Origin of the sequence: Martinezella tropici (assembly GCF_003287875.1) — a bacterium.
GTDB classification, from domain to species: domain Bacteria; phylum Pseudomonadota; class Alphaproteobacteria; order Rhizobiales; family Rhizobiaceae; genus Rhizobium; species Rhizobium tropici_C.
In genome coordinates this window covers 174,297-186,920 of record NZ_QMKK01000050.1, presented here as the reverse complement: position 1 = coordinate 186,920, position 12,624 = coordinate 174,297, and the positions used below count along the sequence as shown (strand labels likewise).

Genomic DNA, 12,624 nt, shown 5'->3' with positions numbered 1-12,624 from the left:
CCATGCCCATGATTTCGAAGATTCTCATAGCCAATCGCGGAGAGATCGCCCTGCGGGTGCTGCGCGCCTGCAAGGAACTCGGCATCGCGAGCGTTGCGGTGCATTCCACCGCCGATGCGGACGCGATGCATGTGCGGCTTGCGGATGAGAGCGTTTGCATAGGCCCGCCGCCATCGCGCGAAAGCTATCTCAACATCCACCAGATCGTCGCCGCCTGCGAGATCACCGGCGCGGACGCCGTGCATCCCGGTTATGGATTCCTTTCGGAAAATGCCAAGTTCGCCGATATTCTCGAGGCGCATGGCATCACCTTCATCGGTCCGACGGCGGAGCATATCCGCCTCATGGGCGACAAGATCACTGCCAAGGCCACCGCGCAGCAGCTCGGCATTCCGGTCGTTCCCGGTTCCGACGGCGAGGTGAAGACCGAAGCGGACGCGCTGAAGACGGCGCGCGAGATCGGCTATCCGGTGCTCATCAAGGCAACCGCCGGCGGCGGCGGCCGCGGTATGAAGGTTGCCCGTACGGAAGAAGACTTGATCGAAGCCTGGACGACGGCACGCACCGAAGCGGGCGCCGCCTTCGGTAATGATTCCGTTTATATGGAAAAGTACCTCGGCAAGCCGCGCCATATCGAAATCCAGGTTTTCGGCGACGGCGAAGGCAACGCGGTCCATCTCGGCGAACGCGACTGCTCGCTGCAGCGCCGCCACCAGAAGGTCTGGGAAGAAGCCAATTCCCCGGCGCTCAACGTCGAGCAGCGCATGAAGATCGGCAAGATCTGCGCCGACGCGATGAAGAAGCTGAAGTATCGTGGTGCCGGTACCATCGAGTTTCTCTACGAGAACGGCGAGTTCTATTTCATCGAAATGAACACCCGCCTGCAGGTGGAGCATCCGGTGACGGAAGCCATTACCGGCATCGACCTCGTACACGAGCAGATCCGCGTCGCCTCCGGCGGAGGTCTCTCGGTGACGCAGGATGACGTGCATTTCCAAGGCCATGCCATCGAATGCCGCATCAATGCCGAAGACGCCCGCAGCTTCATCCCCTCGCCCGGCACGATCACGCATTTCCACGCGCCCGGCGGCCTCGGCGTGCGTATCGATTCCGGCGCCTACCAAGGCTACAGGATCCCCCCATACTACGACAGCCTGATCGGCAAGCTGATCGTGCATGGACGCACCCGCGTCGAATGCATGATGCGCCTGCGCCGCGCGCTTGACGAATTCGTGGTGGACGGCATCAAAACCACTCTGCCGCTCTTCCAGGATCTGGTTTCCAACCAGGATATCGCCAACGGCGATTACGATATCCACTGGCTGGAAAACTACCTGGCAAAAACATCGGCCTAACCTGTGCCCGGAGCGCGCGGCAAACATCCCGGCGTTACCCCGGAAATCTTGTTGCGCGCCTATTCCATCGGGCTTTTCCCGATGGCCGAATCGGCAGACGACCCGGAAATCTTCTGGGTCGAGCCGGAATTGCGGGGCATCATCCCTCTCGATACGTTTCACGTCTCCAAGAGCCTCGCCAAGAAAATCCGTCAACATCCCTTCGACATTCGTTTCGACACCGATTTTGAGGCCGTCATCGCGGCTTGCGGCGAGCAGACGAGTGATCGCCCCAGCACATGGATCAACGAGACGATCCGCTCGCTCTACGCCACCCTGCACCATATCGGTCATGCCCATTCGGTAGAGGCTTGGGAAGGCGACAGGCTGGTCGGCGGTCTCTATGGCGTTTCACTGGGGTCGGCTTTCTTTGGCGAAAGCATGTTCTCCCGCCGCACGGATGCTTCAAAGATCTGTCTCGTCTATCTGGTGGAGCGCCTGCGCGAACGCGGCTTCACCCTGCTCGACACACAATTCACCACCGAGCACCTGAAGACATTCGGTGCCATCGACGTGCCGAAGGATGCCTATGCAAAAATGCTGGAGGAGGCGATGGAATCACCCAATCTCAGCTTTTCCGACGATCAGGCATAAACACCGGAAACCCTGGCGTCATCGAACTCACACCACTTCAAATTCCGGTTGCGGTCTGCTATCCCTCCTAGCGAAGAGCGTTGGTGCATAGAGGTTCCACTTTGCCGTCGTAAATACCGGTCTCATCCAGATCACCCAGTGCATCGGAGCGGCAAGACGCCGCTCGCTGCATGTTCATGTCCATCGGGTGATGGCCTGAGACCGGTTTGGCATTGTCAAAACGCGCCTGCGCAGCCACCGCTGTCTCAGCTCTTCAGCCGTCCCGCAATATCGCCATACCGTGCCCTGACGGGCTTGTCTCACCGCCAGCTTGGTGGACTTCCAGACGGAAGACCAAGACGGTATGTGCAATATTCTTCAGGTCCGTTGGACCATTTCTCCTCGAACTTCGCCTCAGCCATGGATCGCCTGCAGCGGCTGCGGAGCTCCGAGACCCTTCAGATCGAGCGGCAAGATCAGGCTCAATGCCAATGGCAAAAGGCTTGATGCCTGGCTGGTCTATAAATGCATCGATTGCGACAAGACCTGGAACCGGACGCTTTTCGAGCGCCGCACCGTTTACGATCTCGGCCCCTCCACGCTCGAGGCACTGCAGCGCAGCGATCCTCAGTGGGTCCGGACGCAGGAATTTGATCTCGACGGGCTGAAGCGGAAAGCCAAGCGCATCGAGGAGCCGCCGGATGCGGCCATCCGGAAAGAGATGGTGCAAGAGGCAAGTAATTGGGTGCTGTTGGAAATCGAGATATCAGCCGAGTTTCCGATGAACCTTCGCCTCGATCGGTTGCTGGCCGCGGAACTGGCAATCTCGCGATCACGGCTCCAGGCTCTCTACGATACAGGCAGATTGAAAGCCGATCCGGAGCGCAGCGATTTCCTGCGGCACAGGCCGAAAGACGGCATGCGGATCACCCTCGACCTGTCAGAGGCCGTAGACCGCCAAGCAATAGGCGACGCGGCGACCAATCCGGAACGAGGCTAAAACTTTGCCCGCAGAAGCCTTGCTTCTGCGGGCTATGCAAATCTGCTGCGTATATCGAGCGGCTTACTTCGCACCGGCGGTGTCCGGCGGCGGAACGTCGGACTTCTGCTTGCACTCTTTCAGCCAGACGTCATAGATCGGGTGCTCGACGGCGTTGAGGCCCGGGCTGTCGGCAAACATCCAGCCGGTGAAAATGCGACGGATGCGGCGGTCGAGGGTAATTTCGTCCACCTCGACGAAACCGTCCACCTTCTGCTGCTCGGTTTCGTCCCGCGAATAACAGGCGCGCGGCGTCACCTGCAGCGCGCCGAACTGCACGGTCTCGTTGATATAGACATCGAAGGTCGTGATGCGGCCGGTGATCTTGTCGAGCCCGGAAAACACGGCGACGGGATTGGTGATGCGGGCGGCCTCAGCGGTGGGGGCTGCCATGATGCCGACGAAGAGAGCAGCACCCATTATAGCCACTGCACGCAAAGAAGCGCTCCGCGTGAAAACCATCATATCCGCCAATCTCCGCTTGGTCTCGGTCAAGGCGCCGAGCATGAGCCGGCATATGTCGCGCCTAAAGCCCAATTGTGGCCAAAGGACGAGCCGGCTTCTCCGCTCAGTTGCCCGGGGTCCAGGCGTCGTAATCGCCGGTCACACGCGGACGCTCGCCGGCAACGGCGAGAGAGCCCGGCGGACGGTATGCCTGCGGCGAGCCAGTCGGATTGGCGCGGTGTTCCTTCTGCCAGTCCTTGGCGACGTAGTTTTCCTTGGTCGGCGGAACGTCGGTACGATGATGCATCCAGCCGTGCCAGCCCGGCGGAATGGCCGAAGCTTCGGCATAGCCCTTGTAGATCACCCAGCGCTTCGGAAGGCCGTAGGAGGACATGCCACCTTCGTAATAGACGTTGCCGAACTCATCCTCGCCGACACGCTTGCCAAACCGCCAGGTCGCAAACCGCGTACCCAAAGTCTGACTGTTCCACCAGGTGAAGGTCTGTACGATGAAATTCCACATGTCTTTTCCTCGATACCCGCTGAGGGGCGAGCGATACCAGAATTCGATAGTTTGCTTATGCCGCCCCTGAACCGGCTTGTCCAGTGATTCCAGCGGGCAAATGGCTTCATTTCAATGTCATCTTGAAGCCCAGATGCGTCGGCTTGAAACCCAGTCTCTCATAGAAGCGATGCGCATCCTTGCGCACCGCATTCGAGGTCAGCTGCACCATCCGCATGCCGCGAACCTTTGCCTCGTCGATGCAGAAATTGATCATCGCCGCCCCGATCCCTTGCCCGCGCATATTAGCTCGCGTCTGGACCGCTTCGATGATCATGGCGGAGGATCCCCGCCCGACCAGCGCCGTCGTGATCATCATCTGGAACGTCCCGACCACTTCTCCGGCGAGTTCGGCGACATACAGCGTCTGATCCGGCGATGCCGCGATAGTGCGAAACGCACGGAGATAATCGTCATAGGCAGAGGGATCGGTCGTATCGCCGTGACCGCCCACGGCATCGGCGGCGAAGAGGCCGATCAAGCCGAGGAGGTCGGATTCTTTCGCTTCCCGGATAAGTAGTTCTTGTGAGGGCAATATATCGTACTTACGTCTTTGTTCCGTGGAGGAACTTAAAGGCAATCATGTCGACCAGCGAAACGTATAGGATCGAATACGACAATTCTGCGTTGGGGTCCGAGGCAGCAGCGTATATATTTTTCACGGTAGGGCTTGTTTTTATAGCCTTTCTTTCAAGAAGCGACATCATCACAAGCATCGCGTGGATATCACTTGCGCTGATGACCGCGTACGTCGCTGTCAAGGCACTGCTAAAGCTTATCTTTCAGGTGCGAAAAGCAATTGTGATCATATCGCCGAAAGGCATAAAGGATGCTCGATTGGGCTCAGATTTTATCCCTTGGGACGACATCGAGAAAATAGACGTCCCCGCGCCACGCCGAAGCCTGGGCAAGATGTTGGGCATCATACTCCTGGGCTTTTGCTTGCTCGTCGTGGCGATAATCCTATCCGAAGGTGGGGTTATCCCTGTCGAGGCGCTCGATTGGAGCCGGCCGGACCACCATGTTTGGTTGCTATTGGCTCCAGGGCGTCGCGTTATGGGGCAACTACGCAGCTCAAAGCACCTCGTCCGCCAAGTGACTGGGGATATGCAGCACGTTTGCATCGCGGTTTCGGATCTGGCCTACCAAAAGCTGGAGCTTCTCGAGCTGATCGTCAAATTCCATGCACGCTACAAAAAAGCAGAGAAAACTGAAGTAGTGGCCTAGCCAACAAAGGCCGCGCTCGTGACCAAAGAGACCGGCACGCGGGCCAAAGGCAACCGACTACTGTGTAGCCAATGGCTTCTCGAATATCAGCGCCGGAATGCCCGATTGCCCGCTGCCGCAGTTTTCCGTGCGGCCAACCTCGACAAAGCCGTGGGCTTGGTAAAAGGCGATGGCCGCCTCGTTCTGCGGATCGACCTCGAGGCGCATGATCTCGGCGTCCGGGAAGCAGGTCTCCAGCTCAGCGAAAATATCGCGGCCGATACCCTCGCGCTGATGCTTTGGGCTGACATAGAGCATGTGAAGCATGACGGTTTTCGTCATCTCTTTGGACATGGCGGCATAGCCCATGCCGCCGATCGTCTTCCCGTCATCGGCCACCAAAAATTCGGAATTCTTGTTCGCCAGCCGCGCCTTCAATGAAGCCGTCGAATGCCAGGAGGCATGCAGCTCACTGACCTTTTCCGGACCGTAGATCCGGTCATAGGTCGCATGCCAGGTCTCGCCGAGCAGAGCGCGGACCTTTTCCAGGTCCTGCTCGCTGGCGGTGCGGACGAAGAACACCGGCTATTCCTCTTCGATGCCGAGCTTGGCCTTGACCAGCGCCTGCACGGCCTGCGGGTTGGCCTTGCCGCCAGTCGACTTCATCACCTGGCCGACGAACCAGCCGGCAAGCGTCGGCTTTGCCTTGACCTTGGCGACTTGATCCGGGTTCGCGGCGATGATCTCGTCGACAGCCTTTTCGATCGCGCCGGTATCGGTGACCTGCTTCATGCCGCGTGCCTCGACGATCTCGGCGGGATCGCCGCCTTCGTTGAGCACGATTTCGAACAGATCCTTGGCGATCTTGCCGGAGATGGTTTCGGCCTTGATCAGATCGATGATCGTGCCGAGCTGGGCAGGCGAAACCGGAGTCTCTTCAATGTCTTTGCCGGTTCTGTTCAGAGCGCCCAGCAGGTCGTTGATGACCCAGTTGGCAGCCATCTTGCCATCGCGGCCGGCGGCAACGGCCTCGAAATAATCGGCGATCGCCTTTTCCGAAACCAGAACTGATGCGTCGTAGATCGAAAGGCCGAGTTCGCGGACGAAACGCTCCTTCTTGTCGTCGGGCAGCTCCGGCAGATGCTCGGCAAGCTCCGTAACGAAGGCATCGTCGAATTCGAGCGGCAGCAGATCCGGATCGGGGAAGTAGCGGTAGTCATGCGCATCTTCCTTGGTGCGCAGGGACCGCGTCTCGCCCTTGTTCGGATCGAACAGGCGGGTTTCCTGGTCGATCGTACCGCCATCCTCCAGAATGCCGATCTGACGGCGCGCTTCATATTCGATCGCCTGGCCGATGAAGCGGATGGAGTTGACGTTCTTGATTTCGCAGCGCGTGCCGAATTCGCCGCCCGGACGGCGGACCGAGACGTTGACGTCGGCGCGCATGGAGCCTTCGTCCATGTTACCGTCGCAGGTGCCAAGATAGCGTACGATCGAGCGCAGCTTCGTCATATAGGCCTTCGCCTCGTCGGCCGAGCGGATATCCGGCTTGGAGACGATTTCCATCAGCGCGACGCCGGAGCGGTTCAGATCGACGTAGGACATGGTGGCGTGCTGATCGTGCATCGACTTGCCGGCATCCTGCTCGAGGTGCAGGCGCTCGATGCCGATCTCGATATCCTCGAACTGGCCCCGACGGTCCGGACCGAGCGAGATGACGATCTTGCCCTCGCCGACGATCGGATCCTTGAACTGCGAGATCTGATAGCCCTGCGGCAGGTCGGGATAGAAATAGTTCTTGCGGTCGAAGATCGAACGCTTGTTGATCTGCGCCTTCAGGCCAAGGCCGGTGCGCACGGCCTGCTTGACGCATTCCTCGTTGATGACGGGCAGCATGCCGGGCATGGCTGCATCGACGAGCGACACATTGGAATTCTGAGGCTTGCCGAACTCCGTCGAGGCGCCGGAGAAGAGCTTGGACTTGCTCAGCACCTGGGCGTGGACTTCCATCCCGATAACGACTTCCCAGTCACCGGTGGCACCGGGAATGAAGCGTTTCGGATCTGGCGTACGGACGTCGACAATGGTCATGGGAAGCTCTTGTATAATGCTGTTTTCTGCTTTGGTGAGGTAGAGCAATTGGCGAGGCGGCGCAAGGCTTTCGGCGTCGGCGGCGTGCTATATGCCCGGGCCATAGACGCCGTCGCTCTCCTCGACCAGCGATTTCGAAAGCCCGACTGTGGGAACATCGCTATCGAGCTTCGGGGAATAGACGATCGACAGCCAGCGGATCTCATAGCCGCGCGCCCTGAAGAAGGCGATGGCGTCGGTATTTCCCGCATGGCTCTGCAGAGAGACCTTTTCCAACCCCTGCTCGCGCACATCCTGCTCAATCCGTGCAAGCAAAGCCGAGCCGAGGCCGCGCCGCGCGAAATCGGGATCGATCCAGAAATCGGAGATCGCCTCGTCGAGCGCTTCGCGCGCTGCCCATCCCACAGCCTCGCCGTTCAACTCGATAACGGTGATCGTCAGCCATAGATTGCTGGTGAAATTGGTAAAGGCTTCGCTTGCACCTTCCAGCAGTTCACCCGTGCCGCCGATCGCGCTCATCGCCTTCTGCCAGGAGCGCAGGCCGATGCTTGCCAGCACCGCCGTTTCACCTTCATGGGCATTGCGAATGTGGATCATCGAGCCCCCGTCGTTTGAAAACAGTAAAGCATCGGGCAAAGGCTTTTGCCAGCGGCGAGATTCGCTGGCACGCCTGGCGGCGGAAAGACCCCTTCAGAGTTGAACTTGACCTCGAGGCGCAACCTGCTTTAGACAGATGCATCAACGGAGTTTTGATGTCTAACTTTTGTCAGTCCCGGTAAAGGCCCCGCTTGCAAGTCTTCTTGCGTGCCGGGCCTGAAAAACGAAGCCCCGACTTCCCGAAGGGAAGGCTCGGATCGTTTTTGTGCGCCGTTTGGCGCTATACGGATTCTGACAACAATGGACATTTCCCGCACCGAACAGCGCATTCTCCACCTGCTCGCCCAGGGCGGGCGCATCGAAATCGAACGCAGCGACAGCAAGAAGATCGAGACCGTCTACTGCTTTACGCGAGACGGCTGGATCTATCCCGATTTCGGCATCGACCTCTTTCGCCGGCTGAAGCGCCTCAAGGCCATCAAATCCAAGGACGGCCATCCCTATCGCATTAGCGAAAAGGGATTGCGGCTGGTGAGGGCGCAGCTGAACAATCGATAGAACAAGCCCGAGAGCCACCCTCTGTTGGGCGGCTCTCGCCGATCGATGTGAGGTGCGGCGATCAGAACGTCCTGATGATGTGACTCACGTGGTCGCCCCGACGATCGCTTTCCTGCTGCACCGCATCGCGCCTTTCATTCATCGAGGCGATTTGATCCTCGCTGTCAGCCAGAGCCTTCAAATAGCGCTTCTTCAAATCGCTGTTGTCAGGCACGGCGCCGAGATTGCGCCTTATCCGCTCCTGCTCATTGACGGTTTTCTCGATTTCGCTATCGAGGCTCGCCAGTTCGTTCTGGATCGCGACCTGCCTTTTGCGTGCATCGGCGAGATTTGTAAGCTTGTCCGTCAGTTCCTTGTCATGGGTCGAGGCCGACCAGCCGAGCAGCATGTCCGGATCGGTATCGACCAGGGCGTAGCTGTTGCTCTGAAGCTGTTCGTCGACAGCCGTCAACACTTTTTCCGCGCCCGCCGGCACGATCGCCTTCAGCCGCTGGTGCGTTGCCGTCTTGCCGAAGCCTTCGGCCGATGAGAACGACCAGCCATCCCTGATCGGGTGCTCGATGATGACGGTTCTTTCCCCATCGAGCGCACCTGACACGGTGTATGTCGTCGTCTGGCGATATTTGACGGTAGCATTCATCACCCCATCGGAAACTTTCAGCGAGGCGATCTCCTCCGTCGGTGTCTGCTGTTCACTGATCGATACCTTTCGGTCGGTCGCAAAGCTGGCGAGGCGCGTGTCATCCTTCGGCAGCGCCGATAGCTGGGAATCGCCGATATAGCCGGTCTTGCTGTCGTAGAGCGTCAGAATCCCCGATGGCATGCTGACCCCGGTGGTGTTCTTGAGCATTACGGCGGCAATGGGATTGCGAAGGACGCTGCCGGCCCGATACATATCCACCATGTCGGCCTCCACGTCCGCATCCATGATCGGCACCGACAAGGTATCACCATTGGCCAGATCATAGATCCCCGGAAGCTCGAAAGTGGCCGAGATATCGCTTTCGGTCGCGGCGGTGGGATTGGTCGCGGCAATCTGCATGGGCGCGGCCGGACTTTCCAGCTCGTCAGCCGCGTACGCCTTTCTGCTGACGCCGCCCATCATCGCTTTTGCAGGCGCTGGTACGGCTCGTTCCTCGACATTTGCCGACAGACGCTGCCGATTGGACAGGTCCCCGCTATCTGCATCAGGAACATTGTTCGACGCGGTATGAACGGGCACTTCCTGCCGCTCTCTCCAATAGAGCTGGTGCAGGCCCTGCTTCAGGGTTACCGGCTCGGCCGAAGTCAGTGTCAACTTGATGCCCTTCCAATCCTCGCCGCTGGCATTTTCCAGCACTGTCCATGCCTGCAAGTGCGCCTTGTTATTTCCATCGATGACGACTTTATAAGCCGTTTTCCAGATCGGCGACGGCACGACATAGGTCAGGCCGACGGCACCGCTGTCCTTCACACCGTTCACCTTGATATCGACGGCGCGCGTGCGGTCGTTCTTGCCGCGAGCGATGGTTGTCGCGGCTTTCGCGATCTTCGCTCTCAGGTCGGGATCTTCAAACCGGACGGAGGCATCTTCACCAAGTGTCAACGTCTCCACCGCTCCATCCTGGTCGATAACAGTCAGCAGGTAAGTCGGGGCCTTCTCGTCGGCCTTCCTCGTCTCGATTCCCAGAATGTTTCCTTCGACAGTCTTGCCGCCGCTGGTGACCGATACTTTGGCGCCCTGCAGCGATGTCAGAAGCGACGGCACGGATGAGAGCGCTTCCAGACTGAACGGCAGGCCCTTGAACGTTTCCTGCAACGGCTGTGGCCCTGCCAGTGAGATGCCGGCCACCGAACCTGCAAACCCGTTGACCACAAGGCTCTTCAGGATGTCATCGACCTGATCGAGCGGCACCTCGATCCGGATCACGCCGTCGCTGTTGACATCAGCCGATCGGGAAACCTGAGCCAAGCCGCCCGAGGACAGGGTGATGGATCGAATGGCCCCATTGTCGGCCGCCAGCGATATCGCTGGACATGACGCGCCGAGGAGCAGGATCGCCGTGACTTGCTTGAGCATGAAGAGACCTTCCGATTCGGTTGCAGAGGACGAGACCACGCGGCTCTCTGCAATTTATGATCGTATTTCGGTCCAAAGTGTGATGGCGTTCAGGCGGAATATTGGCATGCCCAAAAAGGGCCGCCCGGATTTCCGGGCGGCCCTTATGATAAGTAGCATCAGACGTCGCGAAGCTTGACGAGATTGGTCATCAAGCCACTCGTCTCATTGCAGTGCTTACCACCACTTCGCCGGCGTGAACTTGCCGGCGGCCTGTTCGATGACGTGGGCGGTCTTGAAGAGGGTTTCTTCTTCGAACGGCTTGCCGATGAGCTGCAGGCCGAGCGGCAAGCCCTTCTGGTCGAGGCCGGCGGGGACGGCGATGCCCGGCAGGCCAGCCATGTTGACCGTCACCGTGAAGATATCGTTCAGGTACATCTTCACTGGATCGGACGCGAGGTCCTCGTCGGCGATGCCGAAGGCCGAGGATGGGGTGGCGGGCGTCAGGATGGCGTCGACGCCGGCGTTGAAGGCCAGTTCGAAGTCGCGCTTGATCAGCGTGCGAACCTTCTGGGCACGCAGGTAATAGGCGTCGTAATAGCCGGCCGAGAGAACATAGGTGCCGATCATGATGCGGCGCTTCACTTCCTGGCCGAAGCCGGCAGCGCGGGTCTTCTCGTACATGTCGACGATATCCTTGCCGTCGACGCGCAGGCCGTAGCGAACGCCGTCGTAGCGGGCGAGGTTCGAGGAGGCCTCGGCGGGCGCAACGATGTAATAGGCCGGCAGTGCGTATTTCGTATGCGGCAGCGAGATGTTGACGATCTCGGCGCCAGCATCCTTCAGCCAGGCAATACCCTGCTGCCAGAGCGTCTCGATCTCTCCCGGCATGCCGTCGACGCGATATTCGTTCGGGATGCCGATCTTCATACCCTTCAGCGACTGGCCGAGCGCGGCTTCATAATCCGGCACCGGCAGGTCGACCGAGGTCGTATCCTTGGCATCGACACTTGCCATCGACTTCAGAAGGATGGCGGCATCGCGCACGTCGCGGGCAATCGGGCCGGCCTGGTCGAGCGACGAGGCGAAGGCGACGATACCCCAGCGCGAGCAGCGGCCATAGGTCGGCTTGATGCCGACGGTGCCGGTGAAGGCTGCGGGCTGGCGGATGGAGCCGCCGGTGTCCGTGGCCGTCGCGCCGGCGCAGAGATGGGCGGCAACCGCAGCGGCCGACCCGCCGGACGAGCCGCCCGGAACCAGCTGCTGGTTCGAACCTTCGGCACGCCAGGGGTTGATCACCGGGCCGTAATAGGAGCTCTCGTTGGAAGAGCCCATGGCGAACTCATCCATGTTGAGCTTGCCCAGCATGACGGCGCCGTCATTCCAGAGGTTCTGCGTGACGGTCGATTCGTAGTGCGGCTCGAAACCATCCAGGATGTGGCTGCAAGCCTGCGTATGAATGCCTTCCGTGCCGAACAGGTCCTTGATCCCAAGCGGAATGCCTTCCAGCGGACCGGCTTTGCCTTCCGCAAGGCGGGCGTCCGACACCTTGGCCATTGCCAGCGCCTTTTGCGGCGTCACCTTCACATATGCATTGAGCTGAGCATTGGCAGCCTCGATCGCCGAGATATAGGCCTCGGTCAGTTCGGTGGCGGTAATCTCCTTGGCGCGCAGCTTGTCGCGGGCTTCGGCAATGGTCAGGCTGGTCAGTTCGCTCATTTTGTTTCGCTTTAGATCTGGAATTGGGCAACGGGTCGGAAAAGGCTCGAAGGAACCGTTATTCGACGACTTTGGGCACCAGGAAGAAATTCTGATCGGTATTCGGCGCATTGGCGACGATGTCGGCAGCCTTGTTGCCGTCCGTTACTTCGTCGGCTCGCTTCTTCATCGCCATCGGGGTCACCGAGGTCATGGCCTCGACGCCATCGACATTCACTTCGGAGAGCTGCTCGACGAAACCAAGAATGCCGTTCAGCTCGCCCATCATCCGCTGCGCTTCGTCTTCGTTGACGGCGATGCGGGCAAGATGGGCGACGCGTTTGACGGTGGCGAGATCGACGGACATGGCATTCTCCGGATAGGTGACTTATCCACTAAAGTGAATTTGCTTCACGCTATAAAG

At 59.4% G+C, this 12,624-nt stretch carries 14 protein-coding genes; 5 read left to right on the top strand and 9 right to left on the bottom strand.

Going from position 1 to position 12,624, the window contains the following annotated elements:
- The first annotated feature begins 2 nt into the window (after positions 1-2).
- From accC to DQ393_RS24305, 3 genes are all read left to right on the top strand, one after another.
- The gene (accC, locus tag DQ393_RS24315; protein ID WP_181592414.1) at positions 3-1,355 is read left to right on the top strand and encodes an acetyl-CoA carboxylase biotin carboxylase subunit; all 1,353 of its coding nucleotides are present in this window, start codon (positions 3-5) and stop codon (positions 1,353-1,355) included.
- A 3-nt stretch (positions 1,356-1,358) separates the two neighbouring features.
- Positions 1,359-1,988, top strand: a complete 630-nt coding sequence (gene aat / locus DQ393_RS24310; protein ID WP_112344252.1) for a leucyl/phenylalanyl-tRNA--protein transferase — start codon at positions 1,359-1,361, stop codon at positions 1,986-1,988.
- A 343-nt stretch (positions 1,989-2,331) separates the two neighbouring features.
- Complete coding sequence (locus DQ393_RS24305) at positions 2,332-2,967, top strand: DUF1062 domain-containing protein (protein WP_112344251.1); 636 nt, start codon at positions 2,332-2,334, stop codon at positions 2,965-2,967.
- Between the two features lie 63 nt (positions 2,968-3,030).
- Here DQ393_RS24305 and DQ393_RS24300 read toward each other — a convergent pair whose 3' ends face one another.
- From DQ393_RS24300 to DQ393_RS24290, 3 genes are all read right to left on the bottom strand, one after another.
- A complete protein-coding gene (locus DQ393_RS24300) occupies positions 3,031-3,471 on the bottom strand; it encodes a DUF2155 domain-containing protein (RefSeq protein WP_112344279.1) in 441 nt (146 codons plus the stop codon).
- A 103-nt stretch (positions 3,472-3,574) separates the two neighbouring features.
- The gene (locus tag DQ393_RS24295; RefSeq protein ID WP_112344250.1) at positions 3,575-3,973 is read right to left on the bottom strand and encodes an NADH:ubiquinone oxidoreductase subunit NDUFA12; all 399 of its coding nucleotides are present in this window, start codon (positions 3,971-3,973) and stop codon (positions 3,575-3,577) included.
- A gap of 106 nt (positions 3,974-4,079) precedes the next feature.
- Positions 4,080-4,493, bottom strand: coding sequence for a GNAT family N-acetyltransferase (locus DQ393_RS24290; RefSeq protein WP_432422025.1), 414 nt, complete (start codon positions 4,491-4,493; stop codon positions 4,080-4,082).
- Positions 4,494-4,594: 101 nt separating this feature from the next.
- On the opposite strand from DQ393_RS24290, the gene DQ393_RS24285 reads away from it, so the two are divergent.
- A complete protein-coding gene (locus tag DQ393_RS24285) occupies positions 4,595-5,239 on the top strand; it encodes a hypothetical protein (RefSeq protein ID WP_112344248.1) in 645 nt (214 codons plus the stop codon).
- Between the two features lie 57 nt (positions 5,240-5,296).
- On the opposite strand, the gene DQ393_RS24280 is transcribed toward DQ393_RS24285, so the two are convergent.
- From DQ393_RS24280 to DQ393_RS24270, 3 genes are all read right to left on the bottom strand, one after another.
- Entirely contained in the window at positions 5,297-5,800 is a 504-nt protein-coding gene (locus DQ393_RS24280; RefSeq protein WP_112344247.1) for a GNAT family N-acetyltransferase, read from the bottom strand.
- Positions 5,801-5,803: 3 nt separating this feature from the next.
- Entirely contained in the window at positions 5,804-7,309 is a 1,506-nt protein-coding gene (gatB, locus tag DQ393_RS24275; protein ID WP_112344246.1) for an Asp-tRNA(Asn)/Glu-tRNA(Gln) amidotransferase subunit GatB, read from the bottom strand.
- 87 nt (positions 7,310-7,396) lie between these two features.
- Complete coding sequence (locus DQ393_RS24270) at positions 7,397-7,906, bottom strand: GNAT family N-acetyltransferase (protein ID WP_112344278.1); 510 nt, start codon at positions 7,904-7,906, stop codon at positions 7,397-7,399.
- Between the two features lie 300 nt (positions 7,907-8,206).
- Between DQ393_RS24270 and DQ393_RS24265 the strand changes: the two genes are divergently transcribed.
- Positions 8,207-8,464: a YjhX family toxin gene (locus tag DQ393_RS24265; protein ID WP_112344245.1), complete on the top strand. Its 258-nt coding sequence runs from the start codon at positions 8,207-8,209 to the stop codon at positions 8,462-8,464.
- Positions 8,465-8,525: 61 nt separating this feature from the next.
- On the opposite strand, the gene DQ393_RS24260 is transcribed toward DQ393_RS24265, so the two are convergent.
- The 3 genes from DQ393_RS24260 to gatC form a co-directional block, all read right to left on the bottom strand.
- Complete coding sequence (locus DQ393_RS24260) at positions 8,526-10,523, bottom strand: DUF4139 domain-containing protein (protein WP_112344244.1); 1,998 nt, start codon at positions 10,521-10,523, stop codon at positions 8,526-8,528.
- Positions 10,524-10,739: 216 nt separating this feature from the next.
- Positions 10,740-12,221 carry an Asp-tRNA(Asn)/Glu-tRNA(Gln) amidotransferase subunit GatA gene (gatA, locus tag DQ393_RS24250; RefSeq protein WP_112344242.1) on the bottom strand — a complete coding sequence of 494 codons (1,482 nt, stop codon included), beginning with the start codon at positions 12,219-12,221 and terminating at the stop codon, positions 10,740-10,742.
- A gap of 58 nt (positions 12,222-12,279) precedes the next feature.
- Positions 12,280-12,567, bottom strand: coding sequence for an Asp-tRNA(Asn)/Glu-tRNA(Gln) amidotransferase subunit GatC (gene gatC, locus DQ393_RS24245; protein WP_037194314.1), 288 nt, complete (start codon positions 12,565-12,567; stop codon positions 12,280-12,282).
- Positions 12,568-12,624: the final 57 nt, after the last annotated feature.

Bases quoted from the DNA above. Each gene is read 5' to 3' on its own strand.
- accC (WP_181592414.1), top strand. From the start codon at position 3: ATGCCCATGATTTCGAAGATTCTCATAGCCAATCGCGGAGAGATCGCC.
- DQ393_RS24305 (WP_112344251.1), top strand. From the start codon at position 2,332: ATGTGCAATATTCTTCAGGTCCGTTGGACCATTTCTCCTCGAACTTCG.
- DQ393_RS24300 (WP_112344279.1), bottom strand. From the start codon at position 3,471: ATGATGGTTTTCACGCGGAGCGCTTCTTTGCGTGCAGTGGCTATAATG.
- DQ393_RS24295 (WP_112344250.1), bottom strand. From the start codon at position 3,973: ATGTGGAATTTCATCGTACAGACCTTCACCTGGTGGAACAGTCAGACT.
- DQ393_RS24285 (WP_112344248.1), top strand. From the start codon at position 4,595: ATGTCGACCAGCGAAACGTATAGGATCGAATACGACAATTCTGCGTTG.
- gatB (WP_112344246.1), bottom strand. From the start codon at position 7,309: ATGACCATTGTCGACGTCCGTACGCCAGATCCGAAACGCTTCATTCCC.
- DQ393_RS24270 (WP_112344278.1), bottom strand. From the start codon at position 7,906: ATGATCCACATTCGCAATGCCCATGAAGGTGAAACGGCGGTGCTGGCA.
- DQ393_RS24265 (WP_112344245.1), top strand. From the start codon at position 8,207: ATGGACATTTCCCGCACCGAACAGCGCATTCTCCACCTGCTCGCCCAG.
- DQ393_RS24260 (WP_112344244.1), bottom strand. From the start codon at position 10,523: ATGCTCAAGCAAGTCACGGCGATCCTGCTCCTCGGCGCGTCATGTCCA.
- gatA (WP_112344242.1), bottom strand. From the start codon at position 12,221: ATGAGCGAACTGACCAGCCTGACCATTGCCGAAGCCCGCGACAAGCTG.
- gatC (WP_037194314.1), bottom strand. From the start codon at position 12,567: ATGTCCGTCGATCTCGCCACCGTCAAACGCGTCGCCCATCTTGCCCGC.